The 25,363-nt window shown below is 74.7% G+C and carries 24 protein-coding genes; 12 read left to right on the top strand and 12 right to left on the bottom strand.

Going from position 1 to position 25,363, the window contains the following annotated elements; genetic code table 11:
- Positions 1-102 precede the first annotated feature (102 nt).
- Both ACFWU6_RS01115 and modA read right to left on the bottom strand, forming a co-directional pair.
- Complete coding sequence (locus tag ACFWU6_RS01115; RefSeq protein ID WP_383977233.1) at positions 103-2,151, bottom strand: ABC transporter permease; 2,049 nt, start codon at positions 2,149-2,151, stop codon at positions 103-105.
- A 172-nt stretch (positions 2,152-2,323) separates the two neighbouring features.
- Positions 2,324-3,145: a molybdate ABC transporter substrate-binding protein gene (gene modA / locus ACFWU6_RS01110; RefSeq protein ID WP_383977230.1), complete on the bottom strand. Its 822-nt coding sequence runs from the start codon at positions 3,143-3,145 to the stop codon at positions 2,324-2,326.
- Positions 3,146-3,631: 486 nt separating this feature from the next.
- Here modA and ACFWU6_RS01105 point away from each other — a divergent pair, with 486 nt between their 5' ends.
- The 4 genes from ACFWU6_RS01105 to ACFWU6_RS01090 all read left to right on the top strand — a co-directional run bounded on the left by ACFWU6_RS01105 (position 3,632) and on the right by ACFWU6_RS01090 (position 6,051).
- Complete coding sequence (locus ACFWU6_RS01105; protein WP_383803421.1) at positions 3,632-4,015, top strand: RNA-binding S4 domain-containing protein; 384 nt, start codon at positions 3,632-3,634, stop codon at positions 4,013-4,015.
- A 154-nt stretch (positions 4,016-4,169) separates the two neighbouring features.
- Entirely contained in the window at positions 4,170-4,805 is a 636-nt protein-coding gene (locus ACFWU6_RS01100; protein ID WP_383803419.1) for an alpha-ketoglutarate-dependent dioxygenase AlkB, read from the top strand.
- A gap of 169 nt (positions 4,806-4,974) precedes the next feature.
- A complete protein-coding gene (locus ACFWU6_RS01095; RefSeq protein ID WP_383977227.1) occupies positions 4,975-5,352 on the top strand; it encodes a hypothetical protein in 378 nt (125 codons plus the stop codon).
- Between the two features lie 57 nt (positions 5,353-5,409).
- A complete protein-coding gene (locus ACFWU6_RS01090; RefSeq protein WP_383977224.1) occupies positions 5,410-6,051 on the top strand; it encodes a fasciclin domain-containing protein in 642 nt (213 codons plus the stop codon).
- A gap of 115 nt (positions 6,052-6,166) precedes the next feature.
- Here ACFWU6_RS01090 and ACFWU6_RS01085 read toward each other — a convergent pair whose 3' ends face one another.
- Positions 6,167-6,463, bottom strand: a complete 297-nt coding sequence (locus ACFWU6_RS01085; protein ID WP_383803415.1) for a YkvA family protein — start codon at positions 6,461-6,463, stop codon at positions 6,167-6,169.
- A 63-nt stretch (positions 6,464-6,526) separates the two neighbouring features.
- Positions 6,527-7,000: a MarR family winged helix-turn-helix transcriptional regulator gene (locus ACFWU6_RS01080; RefSeq protein WP_383803413.1), complete on the bottom strand. Its 474-nt coding sequence runs from the start codon at positions 6,998-7,000 to the stop codon at positions 6,527-6,529.
- Between the two features lie 130 nt (positions 7,001-7,130).
- On the opposite strand from ACFWU6_RS01080, the gene ACFWU6_RS01075 reads away from it, so the two are divergent.
- Complete coding sequence (locus ACFWU6_RS01075) at positions 7,131-7,694, top strand: DoxX family protein (protein ID WP_383977220.1); 564 nt, start codon at positions 7,131-7,133, stop codon at positions 7,692-7,694.
- Between the two features lie 100 nt (positions 7,695-7,794).
- Positions 7,795-9,597, top strand: a complete 1,803-nt coding sequence (locus ACFWU6_RS01070) for a glycoside hydrolase family 15 protein (RefSeq protein WP_383803409.1) — start codon at positions 7,795-7,797, stop codon at positions 9,595-9,597.
- Here ACFWU6_RS01070 and ACFWU6_RS01065 read toward each other — a convergent pair.
- From ACFWU6_RS01065 to ACFWU6_RS01045, 5 genes are read right to left on the bottom strand one after another with little or no spacing between them, the layout of a single operon-like run.
- Entirely contained in the window at positions 9,557-10,516 is a 960-nt protein-coding gene (locus tag ACFWU6_RS01065; RefSeq protein WP_383803407.1) for an STM4011 family radical SAM protein, read from the bottom strand. The two genes, ACFWU6_RS01070 and ACFWU6_RS01065, sit on opposite strands and share 41 nt — an antisense overlap.
- Positions 10,513-11,871, bottom strand: coding sequence for an STM4012 family radical SAM protein (locus tag ACFWU6_RS01060; protein ID WP_383977217.1), 1,359 nt, complete (start codon positions 11,869-11,871; stop codon positions 10,513-10,515). The genes ACFWU6_RS01065 and ACFWU6_RS01060 overlap by 4 nt, the downstream gene beginning before the upstream one ends.
- Positions 11,871-12,749 (bottom strand): STM4013/SEN3800 family hydrolase, encoded by an 879-nt coding sequence (locus ACFWU6_RS01055; RefSeq protein ID WP_383803430.1) that lies wholly within the window; start codon positions 12,747-12,749, stop codon positions 11,871-11,873. Before ACFWU6_RS01055 ends, ACFWU6_RS01060 begins: the two co-directional genes overlap by 1 nt.
- A gap of 1 nt (position 12,750) precedes the next feature.
- Positions 12,751-13,890, bottom strand: coding sequence for an STM4014 family protein (locus ACFWU6_RS01050; protein WP_383977214.1), 1,140 nt, complete (start codon positions 13,888-13,890; stop codon positions 12,751-12,753).
- The gene (locus tag ACFWU6_RS01045) at positions 13,887-14,855 is read right to left on the bottom strand and encodes an STM4015 family protein (protein WP_383803402.1); all 969 of its coding nucleotides are present in this window, start codon (positions 14,853-14,855) and stop codon (positions 13,887-13,889) included. Before ACFWU6_RS01045 ends, ACFWU6_RS01050 begins: the two co-directional genes overlap by 4 nt.
- A gap of 208 nt (positions 14,856-15,063) precedes the next feature.
- Here ACFWU6_RS01045 and ACFWU6_RS01040 point away from each other — a divergent pair, with 208 nt between their 5' ends.
- Together ACFWU6_RS01040 and ACFWU6_RS01035 are read left to right on the top strand one after the other, a co-directional pair.
- On the top strand, positions 15,064-15,390 hold the full coding sequence (locus ACFWU6_RS01040; RefSeq protein WP_383803401.1) for a hypothetical protein: 327 nt from the start codon (positions 15,064-15,066) through the stop codon (positions 15,388-15,390).
- Positions 15,391-15,403: 13 nt separating this feature from the next.
- Positions 15,404-16,408: a DUF6745 domain-containing protein gene (locus tag ACFWU6_RS01035; protein ID WP_383803399.1), complete on the top strand. Its 1,005-nt coding sequence runs from the start codon at positions 15,404-15,406 to the stop codon at positions 16,406-16,408.
- Between the two features lie 27 nt (positions 16,409-16,435).
- Here ACFWU6_RS01035 and ACFWU6_RS01030 read toward each other — a convergent pair whose 3' ends face one another.
- Positions 16,436-18,487, bottom strand: a complete 2,052-nt coding sequence (locus tag ACFWU6_RS01030) for a SpoIIE family protein phosphatase (protein ID WP_383977266.1) — start codon at positions 18,485-18,487, stop codon at positions 16,436-16,438.
- A 303-nt stretch (positions 18,488-18,790) separates the two neighbouring features.
- On the opposite strand from ACFWU6_RS01030, the gene ACFWU6_RS01025 reads away from it, so the two are divergent.
- Complete coding sequence (locus ACFWU6_RS01025) at positions 18,791-19,528, top strand: class I SAM-dependent methyltransferase (RefSeq protein WP_383803397.1); 738 nt, start codon at positions 18,791-18,793, stop codon at positions 19,526-19,528.
- Between the two features lie 120 nt (positions 19,529-19,648).
- Here the strand turns inward: ACFWU6_RS01025 and ACFWU6_RS01020 are convergent, their stop codons facing one another.
- A complete protein-coding gene (locus ACFWU6_RS01020; protein WP_383803394.1) occupies positions 19,649-20,569 on the bottom strand; it encodes an alpha/beta hydrolase fold domain-containing protein in 921 nt (306 codons plus the stop codon).
- Between the two features lie 200 nt (positions 20,570-20,769).
- Here ACFWU6_RS01020 and tdh point away from each other — a divergent pair, with 200 nt between their 5' ends.
- The 3 genes from tdh to ACFWU6_RS01005 all read left to right on the top strand — a co-directional run bounded on the left by tdh (position 20,770) and on the right by ACFWU6_RS01005 (position 24,238).
- On the top strand, positions 20,770-21,798 hold the full coding sequence (gene tdh, locus ACFWU6_RS01015; protein ID WP_383803392.1) for an L-threonine 3-dehydrogenase: 1,029 nt from the start codon (positions 20,770-20,772) through the stop codon (positions 21,796-21,798).
- Positions 21,799-22,108: 310 nt separating this feature from the next.
- Positions 22,109-23,311: a glycine C-acetyltransferase gene (locus tag ACFWU6_RS01010; RefSeq protein WP_383803390.1), complete on the top strand. Its 1,203-nt coding sequence runs from the start codon at positions 22,109-22,111 to the stop codon at positions 23,309-23,311.
- A gap of 12 nt (positions 23,312-23,323) precedes the next feature.
- Positions 23,324-24,238 carry a LysR substrate-binding domain-containing protein gene (locus ACFWU6_RS01005; protein WP_383803388.1) on the top strand — a complete coding sequence of 305 codons (915 nt, stop codon included), beginning with the start codon at positions 23,324-23,326 and terminating at the stop codon, positions 24,236-24,238.
- A 190-nt stretch (positions 24,239-24,428) separates the two neighbouring features.
- Here ACFWU6_RS01005 and ACFWU6_RS01000 read toward each other — a convergent pair whose 3' ends face one another.
- Positions 24,429-25,208: a DeoR/GlpR family DNA-binding transcription regulator gene (locus ACFWU6_RS01000; RefSeq protein WP_383803387.1), complete on the bottom strand. Its 780-nt coding sequence runs from the start codon at positions 25,206-25,208 to the stop codon at positions 24,429-24,431.
- Positions 25,209-25,363: the final 155 nt, after the last annotated feature.

Raw genomic sequence — 25,363 nt, 5'->3', positions numbered from 1 at the left:
GGGGGCGCCCCCGTTAGCTCCAGGTCCCGGGGCGCCCCTCCGCCTTGCGATGCACGGCGCCGGACACCGCGGGCCTGACCGGCGCTACTTTGACGACAGGACCTAGAGCCGTACGAGGGTCACCTCCGTCGCCTTCACGCTCGTCCACACCGCGGCGCCGTCGACGATGCCCAGTTCGGCGGCCGCCTCCGGGGTGATCTCCGCGACGAGGTCCGGCGCCTCGGGGGAGGAGACCAGCACGCGCAGTCGGCTGCCGACCGCGGTGATCTCCCGTACGGTGCCCGGCCAGACGTTGCGGGGGCTGCCGCCCGGACGGTTGCGGTGCACGGACACCGCCTCCGGGGCGATGATCGCAAGGGCGCGCTCTCCCGCGGGCAGTGCCTCGGCGACGACCAGCCGGCCCCCGGCCGTGAGCGCGAGGCCGTCGGCCGAGGCGGTGCCCGGCCAGGCGTTGCGGCCCAGCATCCGGGCGACCCACGGGGAGCGCGGATGCCGGGTCACCTCGGAGGGCGGTGCGTCTTGCAGGGTCTGCCCGTCGGCCAGTACGAGGACCCGGTCGGCCAACGACACCGCCTCGACGGGGTCGTGCGTGACGATCAGGCAGACCCCGCCGAAGCCTGCCAGGTGCGTGCGCAGGATGTGCCGGACGTTCGCCCGGGTCGTCTGGTCGAGGGCGGCGAGCGGCTCGTCCAGCAGGAGCAGCCGCGGCCGGGCCGCGAGCGCCCGGGCGAGGGCGACGCGCTGGGCCTGTCCGCCGGACAACTGCGCGGGCCTGCGGTGGGCGAGGTGCCCGACGCCCAGCCGGTCCAGCCAGGCCTGCGCGTCGTGCCGGGCGCGGGCGCGCGGCACCCGCCGGGCGCGCAGTCCGTACGCGGTGTTGGCCAGGGCGCTCAGGTGCGGGAAGAGCGCGCCGTCCTGCGGGACCCAGGCGACCTGCCGTTCGTGTGGGGGCAGTGCGGTGACGTCGGTGTCGCCGAGCCTGAGTTCGGCGTGGGAGCGCGGGGTGAGGCCGAGCAGGGCGCGCAGCAGGGTGGTCTTGCCCGCGCCGTTCTCGCCGACGACCGCGATGGTGGTGCCCGGCTCCGCGTCGAGGCTGAGCCGGTTGAAGCCGGTGACGGTGGCGTGCAGGGGCCAGTGGCCGGCGCCGCCGGGCCGGTCCGTGTCGGCGGGTCCGTCGGTGTCGCGGGTCCCGCCCGTGCCGTCGGTCCGACCCCGCCGGCCGGGCCCGCTCGCCCCGCCCGGCCCATGCGCCCTGCCCGTCCCATGCGCCTCGCCCGTACCCTTCGCGTCGGCGGTTCCGATCGGTCCGGGGGCCTCCTCGGCCGGCTTCGGCGCCTCGGCTGACGTCGGGGCGGCCGGGGTGCCCGTCCAGCGGCCGCGCAGGGCGATGAGCACGGCCATGGCGATGGCGAGGAGCAGCAGCGAGACGGAGGTGGCCGCTTCGGGCTGGTCCTGGAGCAGCAGGTACACCTGGAGCGGCAGGGTCTGGGTGCTGCCCGGCAGGTTCCCGGCGAAGGTGATGGTCGCGCCGAACTCGCCCAGCGCGCGGGCCCAGGTGAGCGCGGCGCCCGCGATGAGGCCGGGTGCCACCATGGGCAGGGTCACGGTGAAGAACACCCGGACCGGCGAGGCCCCGAGCGAGGCCGCGGTCTCCTCGTAGCTCTGCTTCAGGCCGCCGAGCGCGCCTTCGAGGCTGATGACCAGGAACGGCATGGCCACGAAGGTGGCGGCGACGACGGCGCCCGAGGTGTGAAAGGGCAGGGTGATTCCGAAGCCCTCCTCCAGCCAGGGCCCGAGGAGTCCGCGCCGGCCGAAGCCCAGCAACAGGGCCACGCCCCCGACGGTCGGCGGCAGCACCATCGGCAGCAGGACGAGCGAGCGGACGAGCGCCTTGCCCCGGAACTCGACGCGCGCCAGCAGCCAGGCGAGCGGCACACCGAGGACGAGCGAGAGTCCGAGCGCCCAGAGGGACACGACGAGCGAGAGCTGCAGCGCCTCCACCACACCCGGGCTGGTGAGGTGCGTGGCGAGGTCGCCCCACGGGGTGCGGGTCAGGATGCCGACGAGGGGCAGCAGCAGGAACGCGACCGCGAGCAGTGCGGGCAGTGCCAGGGTCACGGGGGGCCGGGTGCGGCTGCGGAGTCTGCTCATCGGGGTTCCTGGCTGGGGGACGGCGGCGTGTGAAGCGTACGGCGGCCGCCGTCGCGAGCGGGACACGTACGGCGGGCGGCGGGGCCCCGACGGGAGCCGGACGCGCCGAGGGGGGCCGCCCGCTCCCCCCCGGGCCGGGCAGTCCCCCTCGCCATCCGCGCTCGGGGCGTGACTACGCCTTCTGGAAGCCCGCGTCCTGGAGGATCTTCTGCGCTTCCGGACCGGTCAGCCACGCCACGAACGCCGCCGCGGCCTCGGCGTTCTCGGACTGCTTCAGCGAGGCGGCGGGGTAGGAGGCCACCGCGTTCTGGTCGTCCGGGATGTCCACGGCCACGACCTTGTCGCCGGACTTGGCGGAGTCGGTCTTGTAGACGAGGCCGGCGTCGGCCTCGCCCAGCTCGACCTTGCTCAGCACGGCGCGCACGTTGGGCTCCTGGGAGACCGGCTTCACGGGGACGCCCTGCCGGTCCAGGATCTCCTTGCTGTAGCGACCCACCGGGACCTGGGGCGCGGCGAGCACGACCTTGATCTTGGAGTCGGCGAGGTCCTTCAGGTCGTCGATCTTGAACGGGTTGCCCTTGCCGGCGGCGATGACCAGACGGTTCTTCGCGATGACGCTAGGGGTGTTCACCTCGGCCGTCAGCCCGTCCATCGTCCTGGTGTCGGCGGTGACCAGCGCATCGGCCGGGGCGCCCTGCTTGACCTGCGCCGCGAGCTCCTGCGAGCCGGCGAAGGAGAAGGTGACCTTCGTACCGGGGTGGGACTTCTCGTACGCGGCGCCCGCCGTCGTGAAGACGTCGGTGAGGGAGGACGCGGCGAGGACGGTGAGCTTCGCCGCCTTCACCCCGCCGGAGGCCGGGGCCGGGCTCGGCGCACCGGCGGGGGAGTCGGCGGCGGGCTTCGCCCCGCCGTTGCCGCAGGCGGCCAGCGGGACGAGCAGGGTGGCGGTCAGTACGGCGGTCGCGGCGCGGCGGCCGGTCAGGGTGGCGGACACGGGCTGGTGCTCCTCGGTCGGGTCGGCGGCCGGCGGGGAGCCGGTGCCGCGCGGGGTGACCCGCGCCGGTGACGGCGGAGCGGGCGGATACGTGGGTGGTGCTGAGCGGTGGTGTCGGGGCGGGCGGTGGTCCGGAGCCCCGGATCGCGCGCGGCCTCGGACGGACAAAACCGGACGGGCGCCGCCGGTGGGGCGCCGCCGGTCGGGGCGTGCCGGCGTCCGGTGCGGTCGATGTGCACCCTGGTGGACTTCACGCGGGCGGTGGCCCGCATGCCGACCTCCAGCGGCCCGCGGTGTCCGGGCTGGCGCCCGGCAGACGTGCCGCCCGTCCGATGGAGGAGAGCTGCATGTGCGACACGGTAGGGGCAGCCATCCCGCATGTGCAATTCTTTTGGGTGGATGCACATGGCAAATGCGATGCTGCTTGGCGCATCCGCCAAAAGGCGTTCCTCCCTCCTCCGTCCGCCGCGGCACTAGAGTCGGGTCATGGCTGAAGAGGTGGCGGCGACGGGCACGGTGCGGGTCGACGCGTGGATCTGGTCCGTACGCCTGACGAAAACCCGCTCGACCGCGGCGACCGCCTGCCGGGCGGGCCACGTCAAGGTCAACGGCGAGCGCGCCAAGCCGGCGCAGGCGGTCCGCGCCGGCGACGAGGTGCGGCTCTTCCATGCGGGCCGCGAACGGATCGTCGTGGTCCGGCGGCCCGTGTCCAAGCGTGTGGGTCCCCCGGTCGCGGCCGAGTGCTTCATCGACAACAGCCCGCCGCCGCCGACGCCCGTCGAGGCCGCCGTGGTCGGCATCCGCGACCGCGGCGCGGGCCGGCCGACCAAGCGCGAGCGCCGCGAGATCGAATCCCTGCGCGGCCGCTGACACCTCCGCCCTGCCCCCGCGGCGCCCTCCGCCCCGCCCCTTCCCGACCCGACCCGCCCCGCTCCCCCTGCCACGCCCCGCTGTCCGCGGAGCGCGGGGGAGGGGGGCGCATGTATTCGTGCACGTGTTCGGTTGGCGGGGTTAGGCTGGAGTCATGCACGCAGTCCGGGGCCTCCAGGGCTCCCTCTTCGACCAGGGCGACGAGATCCTGCTCGGGCCGCTCGCCGGCGTCCGGCGGACCGCGCTCGGCGCCGGGGCCTGGGTGGACCACCTGCCGGGCTGGCTGACCGGCGCGGACGAGCTCTTCGAGCGCCTGGCCGCCGATGTGCCCTGGCGGGCCGAGAGCCGGCAGATGTACGAACGGGAGGTCGAGGTGCCCCGGCTGCTCGCCTTCTACGGGGACGGCGACGCCCTGCCGCACCCCGCGCTGGTCGAGGCCCGCGAGGCGCTCACCCGCCACTACGCGGTGGAGCTCGGCGAGCCCTTCACCACCGCCGGGCTGTGCCTCTACCGCGACGGCCGGGACAGCGTGGCCTGGCACGGCGACCGGACCGGTCGCTCCTCGACCGAGGACACCATGGTCGCAATCGTCTCCGTCGGCGACCCGCGCGACCTCGTCCTGCGCTCCCGCGACGGCGGTCCCACCCTGCTGCGGCTGCCCCTCGGGCACGGTGACCTCGTCGTCATGGGCGGTTCCTGCCAGCGGACCATGGAGCATGCGGTGCCCAAGTCGGCGAAGGCCGTGGGGCCCAGGATCAGCGTCCAGTTCCGCACCCGCGGCGTCCGCTGACCCCTCCTCGGCCGAGGCCCTGCCCGCGATTCCGCGTCGCCAGTGACCGCCGTCGGCCCATGAGCCGCTCGTGCCCCTCCGGGGGCCTGTGCAGCGTCAGTGCCGGATCCGGTTTCACCTGTTCGGCTGAACGGCCAATCCGCCGGGCCTCCGGCGCCGAAGACCAGACGTGAGGATCAACCGCAGCACCATCGAGCAGGCCGCCCCGGCGGCGCTGCGCGGTCTGCTGGCGGGTGGTGCGGCGCTGCCGTACGCACTGATCGGGCGCCTGGCCGCCGTACCGGGCGGTCAGGGCGCGACAGCCGGTATCGGGACCGGCTGGAACCGCCGGGGTGTCTCCGTCGCGGCCGGGGCCTCTGCGCCGGCCGCGCCCGCGACGGGGCCCCCGGCCGGCAGCCCGGCGCACCCGGCGGCCCGTGTCCCGGCGATGTGCGGAGCCCCGGCGTGCGTCCCCCCGATCCGCTCCGGCGGTGGCGGGCCCGCGGGACCGCGGTCCCGGCGGGCGACCGCATCGACACCGGCCACGGCCGCCGCCGGCCGGACCTGACTCCTCGCCCTTGGCCATACCCGATGTAGCAAGCAACTTCTGAGGAGCACCACCGTGATGAACACCCTTCACTTCCGCCGTACCGCCGTGGCCGTCGCAGCGGCCGCCGTCCTCCCCTTCTCCCTCGCCGCCTGTTCGGACTCCGGCACGGAGTCCAGCTCGGGCAGCACCGCCTCGCAGGAGGCGACCCCGTCCGCGGCCGAGTCCATGCCCGCCATGGCGGCGGACAAGCCCTTCGGGCCGGCCTGTGCGGGCGTCCCGGCCGACGGGGCCGGCTCGTTCGACGGGATGGCCCAGGACCCGGTCGCCACGGCGGCCTCGAACAACCCGGCCCTGTCCACCCTGGTCGCGGCCGTCAAGCAGGCCGGCCTGGTCGACACCCTCAACAACGCCGAGGACATCACGGTGTTCGCGCCGACCAACGAGGCGTTCGCGAAGATCCCCAAGGTCGACCTGGACAAGGTCCTCGCCGACAAGGCCACCCTGACGAAGATCCTCACCTACCACGTCGTGGGCCAGAAGCTGACTCCGAAGCAGCTGGAGAACGGCTCCTTCGAAACCTTGGAGAAGAGCACCCTGACGACTGCCGGCTCGGGCGAGTCCTTCAAGGTCAACGGCACGTCCAACGTGGTCTGCGGCAACGTCAAGACCGCCAATGCCCAGGTGTACATCGTCGACACCGTCCTGATGCCCAAGTAGTACCGGCGCGCGCAGGGCGCGCGGGGAACCGAAGGAGCGAGTGCCGTGTCGGCCCCGGGTTCCGGGGTCGACGCCGCGCTGTCCGCGCGCGGTGTAGGCCCGGCGGTGCATCCGGTCAGGCCGTGCCGGAGTCCTTCACCCCGCGCGGCAGTTGGCCGGCGGCCGCGTGCAGGGAGCGCAGGGCCAGCAGTAGGACCCCGATGTCGTCCAGGTACACCGGGTCGGGGATCAGGTCCACGGGCGAGACGGTGTACGCCACCGCGACCCAGAACAGCGCCTTGTCGCGCAGCGGGATCCCGGCGTCGAGCAGCAGCCGCCGCGCGGCGAAGACCCGTACGAGGAGCACGGCCGCGGTGATCGCCAGCACGACGGCCACGACCACGGCGAGAGTGAGCCAGCCCTTTCCATCCATGGCGCGCCTATACCCCGATACCGAGGTGCTCTACCGGGGTGACGCCGGGGCGGCCCGCCCGCCTCATCCGGCCCGCCCGCGCAGCCTGCGGCCGACCTCGCCGAGCCCCTCCGCAATCGCGTCGAGCTGCTCCGGGGTCAGTACGTCGACGAGGATCTCCCGGACCGTGGCCACGTGCCCGGGCGCGGCCTCGTCCAGCCGGTCGCGGCCGGCGTCGGTGAGGACGGCGAACACGCCGCGCACGTCGGACGGGCAGCTGCGGCGCCGGACCAGACCGGCCTTCTCCATCTGGGTGACCTGGTAGGTGAGTCCGCTCTTGGAGTTGATCAGACCGTTGGCGAGTTCGGTCATGCGCAGCTCGCCCCCGGGGGCGGCGGCGAGCCGTACGAGGATCTCGTACTGCGGGTGCGACAGCCCCGAGTCGTCCTTGAGCTGCTGGTCGAGGCGCCGGTTCACCAGGGCCGAAGCGGCCAGGAAGCCGTTCCATGCCCGCATCTCGCGGTCGTCCAGCCATCTCGTCCCAGCCGTGTCAGCCATGGGTGCAGCCTACACAGGTTGTTCGAATTTGAATCAATGGCTAGGGTCGGCATCCGGTGGTTCGAATGTGAACAACTGTGCCACCGTGCTCCCTGCCCCCAGCGGGCCGCCCGACCGGAAGGATTCCCCCATGACCAGCCCCTCCGTCGCCACGACGAAGCCGCAGGCCGCCGCACCGGCCGAAACCTCCACCCCGCCCGCCCTCTCAACCCCCGCCCATGACGTCGGCCTGCTGCTCCTGCGCGTGGTCCTCGGCCTGACCATGGCGGCCCACGGCACGCAGAAGCTCTTCGGCTGGTTCGGGGGCGGCGGCATCAGCGGCACCGGCTCGTTCTTCACCGCCAGCGGATACCCGGCCGGCGACGCCATGGCCGTGCTCGCCGGCCTGACCGAGACCCTGGGCGGCCTCGGCCTCGCCGTCGGCCTGCTGACCCCGCTCGCCGGGGCCGCCGTCGTCGGCACCATGATCAACGCCATCGCCGTCCACGGCGTCGGCTCCTTCTTCGCCCCCGAGGGCATCGAGTACGTACTGCTGCTCACCGCCGGCGCGGCCGCCCTCGCCCTCACCGGTCCCGGCCGGTACGCCGTCGACCGCTTCCTGCCCGTGCTGCGGTCCCACCGCCTGGCCCACGGCGCCCTCGCCGTTGCCGTCGGCGTCATCATCGGCGGAGTCCTGCTGCTCGTACGGAACTAGGTACGGAACCAGGTACGGAGCCGGGTACGGAACCAGCGTGCACGAGGGTGTCCGGGGCCTGCTCTGATTGGCCCCGGGCTTTCGCGGGAAGATCGCACAAATGACACAACCCATCGAAGACTACGCACTCATCGGCGACCTGATGACCAGTGGGCTCGTCGGCCGCGACGGGTCGATCGACTGGCTGTGCCTGCCGCGCTTCGACTCGGCGGCCTGCTTCGCCAAGCTCCTCGGCGAAGAGGAGAACGGCCACTGGCGCATCGCCCCCGCCGGCGCCGCGCCCGGCGAACGCTGCACCCGGCGGGCCTACGTGGACGACACCCTGGTCCTGGAGTCGTACTGGGAGACCGCGGACGGCACCGTCAAGGTCATCGACTTCATGCCGCAGCGCGACACCGCGCCCGACGTGGTCCGGATCGTCGAGGGAGTCTCCGGCGAGGTCGCCGTGCACAGCACCCTGCGCCTGCGGTTCGACTACGGACACGTCGTCCCCTGGGTCCGGCGCAGCGACGGCCTCCGCGTCGCCGTCGCCGGACCCGACTCCGCCTGGTTCCGCAGCGAACCCCCCGTGCGCACCTGGGGCGAAGAGAACAGCACCCGCTCCGAGTTCACCGTCGCGGCCGGCGAGCGCGTCGCCTTCGTGCTCACCTGGCACCCCTCGCACGAACCGCGACCGGTCCCGATCGAACCGTACGAAGCCCTGGAGACCAGCCTCGCCGACTGGCGCCAATGGGCCTCGCAGTGCACCTACGAAGGCCCGTACCGGCAGTCGGTCATCCGCTCCCTGATCACCCTCAAGGCCCTCACCTACGCCCCCACCGGCGGCATCGCCGCCGCGGCCACCACCTCCCTCCCCGAGGAACTGGGCGGCGTCCGCAACTGGGACTACCGCTACTGCTGGCTGCGCGACTCCACCCTCACCCTCGGGTCGCTGCTCGCCACCGGTTTCCTCGACGAGGCCCGCGCCTGGCGGGTCTGGCTGCTGCGCGCCGTCGCGGGCGAACCGGCCGACCTCCAGATCATGTACGGGATCGCGGGCGAGCGCCGCATCCCCGAGACCGACCTGCCCTGGCTGAGCGGATACGCCTCCTCCGCGCCCGTCCGCGTCGGCAACGCAGCGGTCGACCAGCTCCAGCTCGACGTGTACGGCGAGGTCATCGACTCGCTGTACCTGGCCCGGTCCACCGGGCTGGCCGCCGAGGAGCACGCCTGGAGGATCCAGCTCGCCCTGCTCGACTTCCTGGAGCGCAACTGGCGCCGGCCCGACGAGGGCCTGTGGGAGGTGCGGGGACCGCGCCGCCACTTCGTGCACTCCAAGGTGATGGCGTGGGTGGCCGCCGACCGCGCCGTGCGCACCCTGGAGGACGACCCGTCGCTCCCCGGGGACATCGAGCGCTGGCGGGCCATAAGGGACGAGGTCCACCGCGACGTCTGCGAGAACGGCTACGACCCCGAGCGCAAGACCTTCACCCAGTACTACGGCTCCCGCGAGCTCGACGCCGCCACCCTGCTCATCCCGCGCGTCGGCTTCCTGCCGCCCGACGACCCGCGGGTCGTCGGCACCGTCGAGGCCGTCCAGGCCGAGCTCGGCCGCAGCGGACTGGTCCGCCGCTACAGCACCGAGGGCCCCTCCGTCGACGGACTGCCCGGCGACGAAGGGGCCTTCCTGGCCTGCTCGTTCTGGCTGGCCGACGCCCTGCACATGATCGGCCGGGACAAGGAGGCCCGTGCCCTCTTCGACCGGCTGCTGGCCGTGTGCAACGACGTCGGCCTGCTCGCCGAGGAGTACGACCCCGTCGCCGGGCGCCAACTCGGCAACTTCCCACAGGCGTTCAGCCACGTCGGCCTGGTCAACACCGCGCTCACCCTGAGCCGGGGCGAGGCCGTGGTGGACACGCCGTAGCCCCGGGTGCCGGTGACGACAACAGGAGTGCGACAGGAGGCGCCGGTGAACGCACCTGCGCTGCGCCGGATGCGGGGACGCGCTCCAGGACGCCGCCCGCGAAGACGTCGTACAGCGGCAGCGACTCCAGGTGGACGTATCCGATGTGGCAGTCGCAGAGCGCGCGCGGGCAGGCCCGCGGGCGCAGCGCGGCGCGGTAGGAGCCGTCGTACAGGTTGCCCAGCTCGGCCTTGACGAAGTGGCAGCGGCGGACCGTGCCGTCGCCGTCCACCGAGATCACCGACTCGCCCGTCCGGCAGGGCAGCCCCGCCGAGAGGTGGGGATGGCGGCTGTACGGGAAGAGCGGGTCCAGGGCGGTCCACAGGGCGGCCTCGGGGTCCGTGTAGGTGTGGCCGTCCGCGGCGTTCACCCACAGGTACACCTCCGGCGGCAGCGCCGCCCGCAGCCGCCTGGCCTCCGCCAGGTGCTCCGGGAGCCCGACGACGCCCACGCTGAAGCGGACGCCGCCGTCCGCGAGCTCCCGGCACCGGGCGAGGAAGCGCGCGTACGGCGTCTGCCCCGGGTGGTACGTGCACCAGAGCGCGAGCGTGCCGGGATCGGCCTCGGCGGTCCACCCGGTGCGGCAGCTCAGGTTCGTCTGGATGGCGACCCGCCGGACGTGCGGCAGGTGCGACAGCTCCACCAGCGTGCGCCGGTACCAGGACCGGGTCAGGCCCTCGCCCCACGGCGTGAACAGCACCGACAGCCGGTCCGCGGTGTTCCCGGCGGCCCAGGCGGCGAAGCGTTCCAGCGCCGCCCGGTCCGCGGTGAGCTGCGCCCGGCTGTCCCGCCGCTTGGCGAAGGGACAGTAGGGGCAGTCGTAGTCGCAGGAGGCCAGGGGGCCCCGGTACAGGACGGTGAGGTCCCGGTCGCCGCTCACTTGCGCTCGTACGCGGCCATCGCGGCCCGTACCTCCGCCGAGAACAGCGCCGGGCCCACCGCGTCCGAGTGGGCCAGTCCCTCCGGGGTGAGCCGGAGCAGGTCCGCCCCGTCGTCGAGCCAGCCGCGGGCCGCGAACGCCGCCAGCTCCGCCGGGAAGTCCTCCCACGGGCCGCCGCCGAACCGCTCCCGGTACTCCGCCACCGGCATGCCCGCCGCCTGGAGGAGGGACTGCAGCAGGTGCCTGCGCCGGGCCTCGCCCGCGTCGATCCACCGGCCGTGGTCCGCCCGCGCGAAGTCCGCCCCGGGCCGGGCCACGTAGGCGTCGACGATCGTGCGTATCTCCCGCATGTCCACCGCGTAGTCGAAGGAGTAGTGCAGCTCCGAGGTGTAGGAGCGGGCCCCGCACCCCAGCCCCACCATGCCGTCCGTCTGGCACGCGTGGTCGTCGGCGCCCTCCGACGGGGCGTCCGGGCGGCGGAACATGCGCATCGACACCTGCTCGTACCCGGCGGCCAGCAGATGGTCGCGGCCGGCCCGGTACAGCCGCAGCCGCTGCTCGTCCCAGGCGGCGCGGGGCTCCTCCGGCCGGCGGCCCAGACCCGTCAGGGGCCGCACGTACAGCGGGTACAGGTACAGCTCCTCCGGGCGCCAGGCCAGGGCGGCGTCGAGCGAATACCGCCAACTGTCCTCGGTCTGCCCGTCGATTCCGTAGATCAGGTCGATGTTCAGCACCGGGATGCCCGCGTCCCGGACCCGTGACAGCGCCGCCTCGACGTCGGCGCGCTTCTGCGGCCGGACCGCCGTGCGCGCCTCCTCGGGCACGAAGCTCTGCACGCCCAGGCTCAGCCGCGTCGCACCCCGGTCGGCGAGGACCGCGAGCCGGTCCGCCGTCGCCGTGGACGGAGAGGCCTCCACCGACAGCGGGACCGACCGGAGGTCGGCGCCCGCGCTCTTCTCCGCGATGTCGCAGAGCCGTTCCAGCTCGGAGGCGGTCAGGAAGGTCGGTGTTCCGCCCCCGAAGGCGGCCGTCGCGAAGCGCACCGGCCCTCCGCCCGTACCGTCGAGGGCCTCGCGGACCGCGTCCGCCTGCCGTTCCAGCGCGTCGAGGTAGGCGCCGGTCAGCCCTTGCGGCGCGCCGATCCGCGTGAAGAGGTTGCAGAATCCGCAGCGCACCTCGCAGAACGGGACGTGCACGTAGAGCGAGAGGGCGTGCTTGGGCTGGTCCGCCCAGAGCCGGCGCAGCTCCGGCCGTCCGGGCAGCGGCCGGTAGGCCGTCTTGTGCGGATAGGCGTACACGTAACTCTCGTACGGGGTGACCGTGCTGCTCGTCTCCGCGGTCGTCGTCGCCGTCATCACAGGGTCGTCTCCTTCGGTACCGGCGGCGCCGGCACGGCCGGCCGCTCCGGCGGTCGCGGGGGGCGCGGGGAGTGCGCCGGTTCGAGGAAGAACTGCGCGTAGGGGACCGTCCAGACCGCCTCGTGCGCGAGGCGGTGCCCCGTGTACCCGCCGTCCCCGTACGTCGTCCCGTGGTCGGAGCAGACGATCGCGAAGCAGCGGCGCCGCGAGCGCATCGCGTCGAAGAGACGGCCGATGTGGCGGTCCACGTACTCCAGCGCGGCGGCGTGCGACTCCCAGGAGTCCCCGGCCGCCGCCGTCGCGCCGTCCAGGTGGAACCAGTTGGGCTGGTGCATCGCCGACACGTTGAGGAAGAGGAACAGCCGCCGGTCCTGCGGGAGCGCGGCCACCACCTCCTCGGCACGGGCCACCTGCGCCTCGAAGGACACCGGCGACGCCACCCCGAACTCGGCTTCCCAATGGCTCTCCTGGAACATCCCAGGCAGTACGGATCCCAGGGCGCCGCGCCGGTTGAAGAAGCCGACGCCGCCCACGCACACCGTCCGGTACCCCGCCCCGGCCAGCCCCGACACCAGGTCCGGGGTGTCGAAGACCCACGTCGGGCCGGCGGTGCTCTCGCTGCCCGCGAACCGTGCGGCGAACAGCCGCGGATGCGGGCCGGGCGAGGCCGGTGTCGGCAGGAACCCGGCGAACATGGCCTGGTGGGAGGCGTAGGTGAAGCTGCCCGGCGCGTGCCGGCGCTCCCAGGTGCCGCCGGGCAGGTGCGCGGCGAGGTGCGGGATGCGGCCCTCGGCGGCCAGCCGTACGGCGACGTCGTGGCGCAGGGTGTCGAGGGTGACGAGCAGCAGGTCGTCACGGCCGACGACCTCGTTCATGTCAGGGGCGGGCGGCGAGGGGTGCATGGTGGTCCTGTCGTGCGGATGCGTGTACGGCGGCCAGTTGGGCCGCATAGGTGTCGAGACCCGCTGCGGGCGAGCCGGGGAGCCCGGTGAGTCCGGGCAGCAGGTCGCCGAAGGCGTTGACCTCGCCGACGGCGAACCGCCGCCAGCCGGTGGCGGGCAGCAGGTCCACGCCCACGCACAGGGTGGCGGGGAAGACGGCGGCGGCGCGCTCGCAGACGCCGAGGGCGTCGTGTTCCCAGCTCCCGCCCGCCGCCGTCACGGCGGCGACGGCGGCGCCGAGGTCACCGCGCGCACCGCCGAGGTGCAGGTTGGTCATCGGCCCGCGGGCGGTGCGGACCACGGCGTGCGTGGCCCGGCCCGCGACGACCACGACCCGCAGATCGGCGGACCGGCCCCCCTGTGAGGCCTTCGGCAGCCAGCGCTCCACGTGCAGGCCGTCCGGGGCGAGTGCGTCCACGACGGCGCCGATCACGCGCTCGTCCTCGTACCGGCGCACGCGCAGGGAGTTGTACAGGGCGCCGCCGGGGGACAGCTCCACCGAGGTGGTCGCCCGGACGCGGCCGCCCGCACCCGATTCCAGGGCCAGGACGCCGGAGGCCGACGATCCGTGCGCCGGCTTGACGAACGTCCGGCGCAGGCCCGGCCGCGCCAGCAGCTCCCGCACGTCCGGCCAGCCGCGTACGGGCGCCGCGCCGGGTCCGGAGGTCGGCGAGGGCGGGACGGGGATTCCGGACCGGTCCAGGGCGTGGTGGCACAGCCGCTTGTCGAAGAGCACGCGGAGGTCGGCCGGGGCCGTGAGCAGCCGGCCGCCGGCCGCGGCCACCGCGGCGGCCACCACCTCGACGGCCTCGGTGAACCCGCGGTACCAGCGGGCCGTCCCCTCCACCCGGGTGGGGTCGGACACCCCGCGCAGCAGCCGCTCGACGTCCGGGTCCCCGCCCGGCGAGTCGATCCGCACGGTCTCGCCCGGGTGGAACCGGGCGGCGCCGTCCAGCACCGTCCGCCACGCCACGACCCGGGCCGGGGGGAGGCCGCGGGCGCGCACGGCGTCCTGGAAGTGCGCCACGCGGCGGCCCGCCGGATCGCCGACGACCGCGAGCGGGACAGCCGTCACTCCGCCACCGCGGTGTAGCGGTCCTCGCGCGCGGAGCCGTCGGTGTTGGCGTCCGAGAGGTCCACCTCCACCCCGTACGGCGCGAGCGCCGCGACGAGCCGCTCCCGGAACGGGACGCTGATGAAGTGGTGGTGCAGGTCGAGCTTCTCCAGGTGGGTGAGGGGCTGGCCCTCCAGCAGGGCGGCCACCCCCTCGTCGCCGAGCGTCCCCATGGACAGGTCCAGCACCTTCAGCCGGGCCACGACGGGCGCACCGGCCAGCGCCGCGGCGATCTCGCTCTGTATCTCGCTGTTGCGCAGGGCCAGGCGGCGCAGCGCGGGCAACCGGGCACCGCTCAGGAAGGGCTCCAGGTCGGAGACGTCCGCGTCCGCCCCGTACCAGGACGTGCCCAGCCAGAGGTCGAGGTCGGTCAGTGCGGGCAGTTCGCACCCGGCAACCGCGCGCACCACCGCGCGGGGCAGCCCGCCCGCCTCGATGCGCAGGACCCGCAGGGACCGGTGCTCGACCGGCCGGAGCACCAGCCCCTCGCCCCCGCGCACGCCGAACTCCTCCAGCGCGGGATAGGCGTCGAGCAGCGGGGTGACGTCCGACTGGTGGAGCCAGGAGATCTCGCACTCCTCGTAGGTGACGTCGCCGATGAACAGCGCGCGCAGTGCCGGAAAGGCGCCGGCCGCCTTCACCAGTGCCTCGACGACCTCGGTGTTCGGGGTGTCGTACGCCTCGGCCCACCCGCCGACGATCAGGGCGCGGACCGCCCGGGTGTCCACGGCCTCCACGAACCGGGCGAACACCTCGGGCCACTCCTCGTCGCCGTCGTACACGTCGGCGGAGACCCGCCAGGCCACGGATCCGGCGGCGGGCAGCGCCGGGCCGGCGTCCGGACCGGCCTCGGGGCCGGTGTCCGGGCCGGGGAAGTCGAAGGCCGGCAGGCCGCCCAGTTCGCTCAGGTGGTTCCCGATGGTCATGTGCGGTGCTCCTGGTGATCACGGTGACGGTGAGGGCGCGACGTGGCCGGTTTCGACGGTGCGACACCAGTTCTACCAAGCCGCGGTGACAGTCCGGGCCGCGGAGGGCTGCGGGGGCGGCACGCCGGTCGCCGCGACCGGTTGTCAGACCCGGCGCCTAGTGTCGTACCGAGTCCGGCCCGAGGGGGCCGGCGGGGAGGGGAATGCCATGTACCGGCAGGGGGACGTGCTGATCGTGCCCGTCGCGGAAGGGGCCGTCCCGGCCCACGCCGTGGAGGCCGCGGGCGAGGAGCGGGACGCGCGGGGGCGGCTCGTGCTCGCCCTCGGCGAGGTCACCGGACACGCGCACGCCGTACCGGGACCGGGCCGGCTGGTCAGGGAGGGCGGGCCGTTCGGGCCGATGCTGCTGCACCTGCCGCAGGGCGGCCGGGTGGTGCACGAGGAACACGCGGTGATCCCGCTGCCCAAGGGCTGGTTCAGGGTCGTCCGGCAGCGCGAGTACGTGCCGGGCTCCGTCCGCGTCGTCGCCGACTGAAGGGGAGCGGGACATGACACACGACACGACCGACGGCACCGGGGGGTGGCGCTCCGTCGCCGCGGCCACGGGCGCCGCCGACCGGGCGGCCGCCGAGGCCGGCGTCCGGCTGGCCTACCGGACCGCCGGGCGGCCCGAGCCCGCCCGCGTGCTGTGGGCCGACTCCCCGCGCGCGGCCGTCGCGCTGCTGAGGGACCTGGACGACCGGGGTCCGAGCCTGCGGGAGGAGGTCCGCACCCGTCCGTGGGCGGTGGAACGGGACCGTGCCCACCGGGAGTTGGGCGCCGCCGGGTACGCCGGACTGTGGGCCGCCACCGGCGCCCCGCTGTGGGACGTCACCCGTGCCCTCGCCGACCGTATCCGCGCCGGGGTGACCGAGGAGCTCGGGGAGGACCCGCAGACGCGCCTGCTGCTGCTCGACGCGGTGCTCGGACAGCACGACGCCCCCTGGCTCGCCGCCCTCGGCCACCGGGGCACCGCCCTCGCGGGTCTCGCGGCGGTCGCGCGGAGCGCGGGCTGGTGGTGGCCGTACGAGAACGTCGCCGTCGTGTCCGAACGGCCCGTGGAACTGCACCGGGACGAGGCCGGACGCCTCGACCGCGGGGACGGCCCGGCCCTCGCCTACCCCGACGGGTTCGCACTGCACGCGTGGCGCGGCATGCCGGTCCCTGCGGACTTCCTGGCGGGACTGCCGTCCCTGACGCCCGAGCGCATCCGGGACGAGGAGAACGCCGAACTGCGGCGGGTGATGCTGGAGTTCTACGGATACGACCGCTACCTCGCCCAGTCGGGCGCCGAGCCCGTGCACCGGGACGAGACCGGGGTCCTGTGGCGCATCGCGCTCGACCGGGACGAGGACGTGGCGATGGTCGAGGTGGTCAACTCGACCGCCGAGCCCGACGGCACCTTCCACACCTACTGGCTGCGGGTCCCGCCCACCACCCGCACCGCCCGTGAGGGGGTCGCCTGGACCTTCGGCCTGGGGCCCGAGGCGTACGCCCCCCTCCACCAGACCTGACCGGTCCCGGCCGCGGCGGGAGCGCGGTCAGGGGGTGCGCGAGGCCAGGAGCAGCGCGATGTCGTCCGGCCGGTCGGCCGTGTTGCCCGCCTCGCCGATCAGCCGGTCGGCGGTCTCGGTCAGCGGTGACGGCCGCGCCGCCGCCAGGGACAGCCGCAGCCCCTCCACCCCGGCGTCGATGTCGGTGCCGGGCTTCTCCACCAGCCCGTCCGTGTAGAGGGCGAGCACCGAGCCGGTCGCCAGCCGCATTTCCGTCACCGGGTAGGAGGCCTCGGGGTCGATGCCCAGCACCACCCCGCCCGCCAGCTCGAGCACCTCGGTCCGTCCGTCCGGATGCCGCAGCAGCGGCTGGGGGTGCCCGGCCCGGACCGCGCGGGCGCCGCCCGTCACCGGGTCGAGGAGCACGTAGCAGCAGCTGGCGAACTGGCCGGGGTCCAGGTCGATCAGCAGCTGGTTGGTGCCGCTCATGACCTCCTCGGGCGTGCTGCCGCTGAGCGCGAAGGCCCGTACCGCGCTGCGCAGTTGACCCATGGTCGCGGCCGCCGCCACCCCGTGGCCCTGGACGTCGCCGATGACGAGGGCGAGCAGCCCCGCTCCCGTCTCGATGACGTCGTACCAGTCGCCGCCGACGTCCATGCCCTGGGTGCCGGGCAGGTAGCGGCCCACGGTCTCCACGTGGTCGAGCACCGGCAGCCGGTGCGGCAGCAGGGCCGCCTGCAGTCCGCGGGCGAGCGCCGCCTCGCTGTCGTAGCGCCGGGCCCGCTCCAGGGCCTGCGCGATCAGCCCGGCCAGGGCGGTGAGCACCGTACGCTCCTCCGGGCTGAAGCCGCGGGGCGCGTCGAAGCCGAGGATGCACGAACCGACCGGGCGGCCCGAGGCGATCAGCGGCAGGAAGGCCCGCGCTCCGACGTCGGCGTCCAGCGGAATCCCCGGATAGGCCGCCGCCAGGTGCTGCATCGACTCGAAGAACAACGGGCGGCCCGAGGTCAGGGTCTCCACGCCCGGCAGCCTGGCATCGAGCCCCACTCCGTCGAAACGGGTGAGGAAGCCCGCGGGGAAGCCGGTCTCCCAGGCCAGGTGCAGGTGCCGCTCGTTCAGCAGGTAGATCGCCAGCTGGCGGCCGCCGAAGGCCGGCAGCAGCTCCTCGGTCACCACGGCCGACACCTGGCGGGCCGTGACGGCCTCGGTCAGTGCGATGGCGAGCGCGACGGGCCGGTACAGGGCGGAGGCCCGGTCGGCGGGGGAGCCGAGGCCCGCCCCCGGCCGGACCATCGACGCGGGCGCGTAGGCCGGCTTCTCGGCGGCGCCGATCGTCAGGGTCACCCCGTCCGGTCCGGGGTACAGGCCCACGGACAGCCAGTCCCCGGGCGGGTTCCAGCCGCGCCGGGCCGCGAAGTGCACCGGTTCGGTGGACATGAAGACCGCCCGGAGGTGGTCCTCGTACGCCGGATGCCCGAGCCACGGCAGGGCCTCCCACGCGACCTGCCCCAGTACCTGCGGGGCGCCCCGGCCCAGGAGGTCCTCCGCGGCGGAGTTGACGAAGTCGATCCTGCCCTCCCGGTCCACGGAGATCAGCGCCTGCGGCAGCCGGTCCACGGCCTTGCGGGGCTCCTCGTGCCCGGCCGGAGGAGGGCGGACCGAGACCGGGTCGCCGTCCCACACCACCGGGTCCCCCGCCGCCTCCAAGGCGGCCAGCTCCTGCGCCAGCCGGTCCGCGGCCTCCCGCAGCCGCTCCCGGTCCGCGGCCCCGACGGGCACCCCCGGGGTGGCCGTGCGCAGGGCCAGCAGGACGCCGAACCGTCGTCCGTCCGCGGTCACCGGCTCGTACAGCGAGGCGAAGGGGAAGGGCAGCCCGGCCATCAGCTGGGGGAAGCGGCGCATGGCCGAGTCCGCGTCGGCCAGGTGGACGGCCTGCCCCGAGCGGTACGCCTCGGCCACCGGGTACGGGCGGTTCACGTGCATCCGCCACCACGGCCGGAACAGCGGGCCGGGGAGGCCGGTGAGGACGGCCATGCGCAGCAGTCCCTCCGTGCCCGAGCGCAGGTAGACGCCCCCCGCGTACCCGCCGACGGCCGCCACCGCGTCGAAGGCGGCCCGGGCGAGGGCCCGGGCGGTGCCGTCGTGGTCGGGGGCGGGGCGGGGGCCACGGCCCGGGCCGGGGCCGCGGCCGGGATCGTCCGGTCTCGCCGTCACACCGCCAGGATGCGCCCTCGACGGCGTCGGCCGCACCCCGGCGCCGAGGCGGCCCCCGGTCGACCGCCCGGGATAGGCCGACCGCTTCCCCGTCCGGGGGACGTACGGGTGCCCGTGCCGCCCCCGCGGGCGCGGCACGGGCACGATACGCACGCGTCCCACCCCCCGGCAGTCCCCGGAAGGCAGAGCATGCGGTTCCAGTACGACACCATCGGCGAGCGCTACGCCGAGTGCACGGCCGCGGCGGCCTACTCGGCCGCCGACACCCACACCCTGCACGGCGCCCTCGACGCCCTCGGCGGGGTGCGCGGCCTCGACACCCTCGACCTGGGCTGTGGATACGGCTACAACACCCGGCTCCTGGCCGGTGGCGGCGCCCGGCGGACCGTCGGCGTGGACCCCTGCGCGGAGCGGATCGCGCGGGCCCGCGCCCACAGGGCGACGAAGGACCGGCCGAACGTCGAGTACCACGTCGCCGACGCCATCGGCCTCCCGGACCTCGGCCCCTTCGACCTGGCCACCGCGGCCTACCCCTTCAACCACGCGACCGACCGCGGAACGCTGCGCGCCGTGCTCCGCTCCGTACGCACCAACCTGCGGCCCGGCGGGCGGCTGCTGGCCATCGTGCCCAACGCGGGCGCGTTCCCGCGCGTGGACTGGTCCCCGTACGGGGTGCGCATCCTGGACCGGGTCCCGGAGGGCGACGCACCCCTGCTGAAGGCGCACTTCCTCACCGACCCGCCGGTGCCCTTCGAGTTCCGCGAGTGGGCGCACGCCGACCTCGCCGTGGCGGCGGTCGAGGCGGGCTTCACCACCGTCGGGTGGCAGCCCAACCGGACGCCGCCCCCCGACTCCGTGCGCGACGAGGCCTACTGGACGGCGTACCGCGCCTGGCCGATCAGCTCGCTGATGACCTGCACGGCCTGAGGGGGCCCGCGGATGTCGGGGCACGCCCGGACGCCGTCATTCCGGACGCCGTCATCCCGGACGCCGCAGGCCGAGCCGTGCGGCCCGGCCCGCGCTCCGCTCGCGGGCGCCCCGACGCCGTCACCCGTCCGCCGCCGCCCGGGCCGCGCGGACCAGCTCGACGATCCGATCGCGCGCCACCCGGCCCTCCGGCAGCGGCAGCAGCGGGTACCCGTGCGGCATCCCCGCCTCTTCGTGGACCTCCACCCCGGTCCCGGCCGCCCGGGCCCGGCGCAGCAGCTCCCGGCTGTCGGTCACCAGCAGGTCCCGCGTCCCGGTGAACACCGTGATCGGCGCCAGCCCCGCGAGCGTCCCGTACAACGGGCTCACCAGGGGGTCCTCGGCGGCGAGGGTCCCGGCGTACAGCCGCCCGGCCTCCCGCAGGCCCGCACGGGCCAGCAGCGGATCGACCGCCTCGATCGCCGCCTGGTCCGGATGGCTCACGGTCAGGTCCAGCCAGGGGGACACCAGCACGATCCGGGAGGGCTGCGCCCCGGTGCGTGCGCGCAGCCGCTGGGCGGCGGCCAGTGCCGACCCCGCCCCCGAGGAATCCCCGATGAGCACCGTCCCGCCCGCGGCGCCCCCGCTCGCGATCAGACCGGCGAGCAGATCGGCGGCGACCGGCACGGTCCGGTCGGCGCTCCCGCGCGGAGCGAGGGCGTACGCCGGTACGACGACCCGGGCGCGGGCCTGCGTGACCAGCGTCCGGACCAGCGCCCAATGCGCTCGGCGCAGTCCGTCCACGTGGCCGCCGCCGTGCACGTACAGCACGCGGGCGTCCGGCTCGGCCCCGTGCGGGCACACGTCGTACACCGGCCAGGCCCCGACGAAGGTCCGCGACACCTCCGCGATCCGGCCCAGCGAGCGGGGCGGCAGATGCGAGGCGGGCCGCCGGGCGGACTCCGCCACCCGGGCGAGCACGGCCTCCGCGCTCGCGTACCGTCTTCGCCGCCCCACCGCGGTCAGCGCCGCCGAAAACGCCCTGCTGCGCAGACTCGGCACGCCCCCCACCTCCCTCTTTCCCCCGCGCCCACCCGGCACGGACCCCGGGAGGAGCATAGGCGTGAAGCTGCGCTGGAGGCCCGCTTAAGAAAGTCTCGATGGACTGATCACCACGCCGCTCGGCAGATTGGTCCCGTCACCGACGCCACCCGCGCCCCCGCGGCCCCGGCGCCCCCTTCCGCATGCCTGGAGCCACCCCCATGAAGGCACTCGTCAAGCACAAGGCCGAGCCCGGTCTGTGGCTCATGGACGTTCCCGAGCCGGAGTACGGCCCCGGCGACGTGCTGATCAAGGTGCTGCGCACCGGCATCTGCGGAACCGACCTGCACATCCGTGCGTGGGACGGCTGGGCGCAGGGCGCCGTCACGACCCCGCTGGTCCTGGGCCACGAGTTCGTCGGCGAGGTCGCCGCGCTCGGCGCGGACGTCCGGGACATCGAGATCGGCGCCCTCGTCAGCGGCGAGGGGCACCTGGTGTGCGGGAAGTGCCGCAACTGCCTGGCCGGCCGCCGCCACCTGTGCCGCAGCACCGTCGGGCTCGGCGTCGGACGCGACGGCGCCTTCGCCGAGTACGTGGTCCTGCCCGCGCAGAACGTCTGGGTGCACCGGACCGCGGTGGACCTCGACGTCGCGGCGATCTTCGACCCGTTCGGCAACGCCGTGCACACCGCGCTGTCCTTCCCGTTGGTCGGCGAGGACGTGCTGATCACCGGTGCGGGCCCGATCGGGATCATGGCCGCGGCCGTGGCCCGGCACGCGGGCGCGCGCAGCGTGGTCATCACCGACGTCAGCCCCGAGCGGCTGGAGATCGCCCGCAAGGCGGGCGCCACCCTCGCGGTGAACGTCGCGGAGACCTCCATCGCCGATGCGCAGCGCTCCCTCGGCCTGCGCGAGGGCTTCGACATCGGCCTGGAGATGTCCGGCCGCGCCGAGGCCATGCGCGACATGATCGACAACATGACGCACGGCGGCAGGATCGCCATGCTGGGCCTGCCCGCGCAGGAGTTCCCGGTGGACTGGGCGAAGGTGGTCACCTCGATGATCACCATCAAGGGCATCTACGGCCGCGAGATGTTCGAGACCTGGTACGCGATGACGGTGCTGCTGGAGGGCGGGCTGGACCTCAGCCCGGTCATCACCGGCCGCTACTCGCACCGCGACTTCGAGGCCGCCTTCGACGAGGCGTCGACCGCCCGGAGCGGCAAGATCATCCTGGACTGGACGGCGTAGCAGCGCGGCGCCCCGCGGGGGCGGCTCGGGTCCACCCCGGACCCGCCGCGGCCCGCACGCCGCGCCGTGCGCGCTGCCCGGGCCGGCGCCCCGGACCCGTCCGGGCCGGCACGTCCCCCCGGCCCCGGCCCGTCCCGGCGCGCCCCGGCCGGGCCGACCGGAGGCCGCCCGCCCCGTCGTCCCTCCTCGCCGCCACAGACCACCTCCCTCCGGCCGGGCCCCGCCCACCCTCCCCCCTCCGCGGGGCCCGGCCCCCTCTCCCGTCCGCCTGTCCGCCCGTCCGACTCCGCAGCACAAGGAGAACCGCAGCATGTTCGAGTCCGTCCGCGAGGACCTCCGCACCACCCTCGACGAGATCCGCGCCGCCGGCCTGCACAAGCCGGAGCGCGTCATCGGCACCCCGCAGAACGCGGCCGTCGCCGTCACCTCGGGCGGCGCCGCGGGAGAGGTCCTCAACTTCTGCGCCAACAACTACCTGGGGCTGGCCGACCACCCCGAGGTCGTCGCCGCCGCGAAGGACGCACTGGACCGCTGGGGCTACGGCATGGCCTCGGTCCGCTTCATCTGCGGTACCCAGGAGGTGCACAAGGAACTGGAGGCGCGCCTGTCGGCGTTCCTCGGCCAGGAGGACACCATCCTCTACTCCTCCTGCTTCGACGCCAACGGCGGCGTCTTCGAAACCCTGCTCGGCGCCGAGGACGCGGTGATCTCCGACGCCCTCAACCACGCGTCGATCATCGACGGCATCCGCCTCTCCAAGGCCCGCCGCCTGCGCTACGCCAACCGCGACCTCGCCGAGCTCGAAACCCGGCTCAAGGAGTCGCAGGACGCCCGCCGCCGCCTGATCGTCACCGACGGCGTCTTCTCCATGGACGGCTACGTCGCCCCGCTCGCCGAGATCTGCGACCTGGCGGACCGCTACGACGCCATGGTCATGGTCGACGACTCGCACGCCGTCGGCTTCGTCGGCCCCGGCGGCCGCGGCACCCCCGAACTGCACGGGGTCATGGACCGCGTCGACATCATCACCGGCACGCTCGGCAAGGCCCTCGGCGGCGCCTCCGGCGGCTACGTCGCGGCGCGCACCGAGATCGTCGAGCTGCTGCGCCAGCGCTCGCGCCCGTACCTCTTCTCCAACTCCCTCGCCCCGGTCATCGCGGCGGCCTCCCTCAAGGTCCTCGACCTGCTGGAGTCGGCCGGCGACCTGCGCGAGCAGCTCGCCGCCAACACCGCCCTCTTCCGCACGGAGATGACCAAGGCCGGCTTCGAGATCCTGCCCGGCGACCACGCCATCGCGCCCGTGATGATCGGTGACGCGGCGGAGGCGGCGAAGATGGCCGAGCTGCTGCTGGAGCGCGGGGTGTACGTGATCGGCTTCTCGTACCCCGTGGTCCCGCTCGGCGCGGCGCGCATCCGCGTCCAGCTGTCCGCGGCCCACTCGACCGCCGACGTGGAGCGCGCGGTGGCCGCCTTCATCGACGCCCGCGCGGCGCTGGGCACGTCGGCCGGCTGAGACAATGGAGGGGTGATCGACCCCCGCAGGCTGCGCATCCTGCGCGCCGTGGCGGACCACCGTACGGTGACCGCCGCGGCCGCAGCCCTGTACCTCACCCCGTCGGCCGTCTCCCAGCAGCTCGCGGCCCTGGAACAGGAGACGGGCCACGTCCTGCTGACCCGCAGCGGCCGGGGCGTACGCCTCACCGCGGCCGGTGAGATCCTGCTCGGACACGCCCACGAGGTGGTGGCCCAGCTGGAGCGGGCCGAGGCCGAACTGGCGGCGTACGCGGGCGGCTCGGCGGGCGAGGTGACCGTGGCCGCCTTCGCGACGGGCATCGCCGAGGTGCTCGCCCCGGCGCTCTCCCGCCTCGCCCTGGAACACCCGGGCATCCGGCTGCGCGTACGGGACGCCGAGGGGGACCAGAGCCTGCCGCTGCTGCTGGACGGTGAGGCCGACGTCGCGCTCGCGGTCGAGTACCGGGGCGGTCCGGACGCGGACGACAGGCGGCTGTCCGTCGTCCCGCTCTACGCGGAGCCCTTCGACGCCGTGCTGCCCTCCGGGCACCCCCTCGCCGACCTGCCCGAGGTGTCCCTCGCCGAGCTCGCCGACTCGGACTGGGTGGGTCAGTACCCCGGAAACCCCTGCCACGACGTGACCCTCCTGGCGTGCGAACTGGCAGGCTTCCAGCCCCGGTTCGCACACTCCTCCGACGACTTCCGGGCCGTGACGGCACTGGTGGGCGCGGGCGCCGGGGTGGCGCTCGTGCCGCGCTCGGCGCTGCGCGGCATGGACCTCAAGGAGGTCCGGGTGCGTCCCGTCGCCGGTCCGGCGGCCACCCGCCGGGTCTTCGCCGCCACCCGTCGCGGCGCCGAGTCCCACCCGCTGATCGCGCCGGTCCTGGCGGCCCTGGTACGGGAGTCGGAGCGGCTGCCGACCCACTGACCGGACCGTGCCCGGGGCCGGCCGACCGACCGGTCCCGCGAACCGCGAGGCGGGGCGCGCCACGGCGGCGGCCGGGCCCACGGCGCGTCCCACGTGCGTGACCGCCAGCCGCCCCACCCGGGCGGCGGCCACCCGTTCGGCCGGTCCGGAGCCCGTTCGGCCGGTCCGCGGCCCCGCCTCCGCGGGCCGGTCAGACCCGGAGCACTTCGACGCCGGCCGCCTCGAAGGCCCCGGTGACCTCCGGCGGGAGGCCCGTGTCCGTGACCAGCACGTCCACCGCGGAGGTCGGGCAGATGCGGGCGAAGGCGCGCACGCCCAGCTTGCTGGAGTCGGCCGCGATCACCACCCGGCGGGCGCGCTCGCACAGCAGGCGGTTGACCGACGCCTCGTCCTCGTGGCGGGTCGCCGCGCCGTCCACGGGGTCGAAGCCGTCCACACCGACCACCGCGGTGTCCACCGCCAGCTGCCCGAGCACCTGCTCGGCCAGCGGGCCGGTCAGCTCGTACGACTGGGGACGGGCGACCCCGCCGGTCAGCACGATCTTGAACTGCGGCCGGATCACCAGCTCGCCCGCGATGTTCAGCGCGTTCGTGACCACCGTCAGCGCCGGTGAGCCCGTGGCCAGGTCGGCGCGGACGGCCAGGGCGCGCGCCACCTCGGTGGTCGTCGTGCCGCCGGTCAGTCCGACCACCTCGCCCGGCGCGATCAGGGCCGCCACCGCCTCGCTGATGCGGCCCTTCTCGGCGGCGCGCCGCGAGGTGCGGTAGCGCAGCGGCAGCTCGTACGAGACCCCGTGCGGGACCGCCCCGCCCCGGGTGCGGACCAGCAGCTGCTGCTCGGCGAGCTGGTCGAGGTCGCGGCGGACGGTCGCGGCCGACACCCCCAGCACCTCCGCGGCCGGCTCGACCTCCAGCCCGCCCCGCTCCACCAGCAGGTCCAGCAGCATCTGCCACCGCTCCGTGCGGGTCATCGGCCGCCCCCTTCGCTGCGCTCCCGCGTTCTCCATTGGCCCATCCGCCGACCATAACCCAGCCGATCACCCCCGCGATGCTTGAAGTTGCGCGAAAGGGCGCGGTAGCTTGCAGAAATACGCATCCAGAGTCGCTTGTCGTAGGAAGGAGCCTG

The organism is Streptomyces sp. NPDC058674 (assembly GCF_042716505.1).
GTDB lineage: Bacteria > Actinomycetota > Actinomycetes > Streptomycetales > Streptomycetaceae > Streptomyces.
This window is presented reverse-complemented; position numbering and strand designations above follow the sequence as displayed.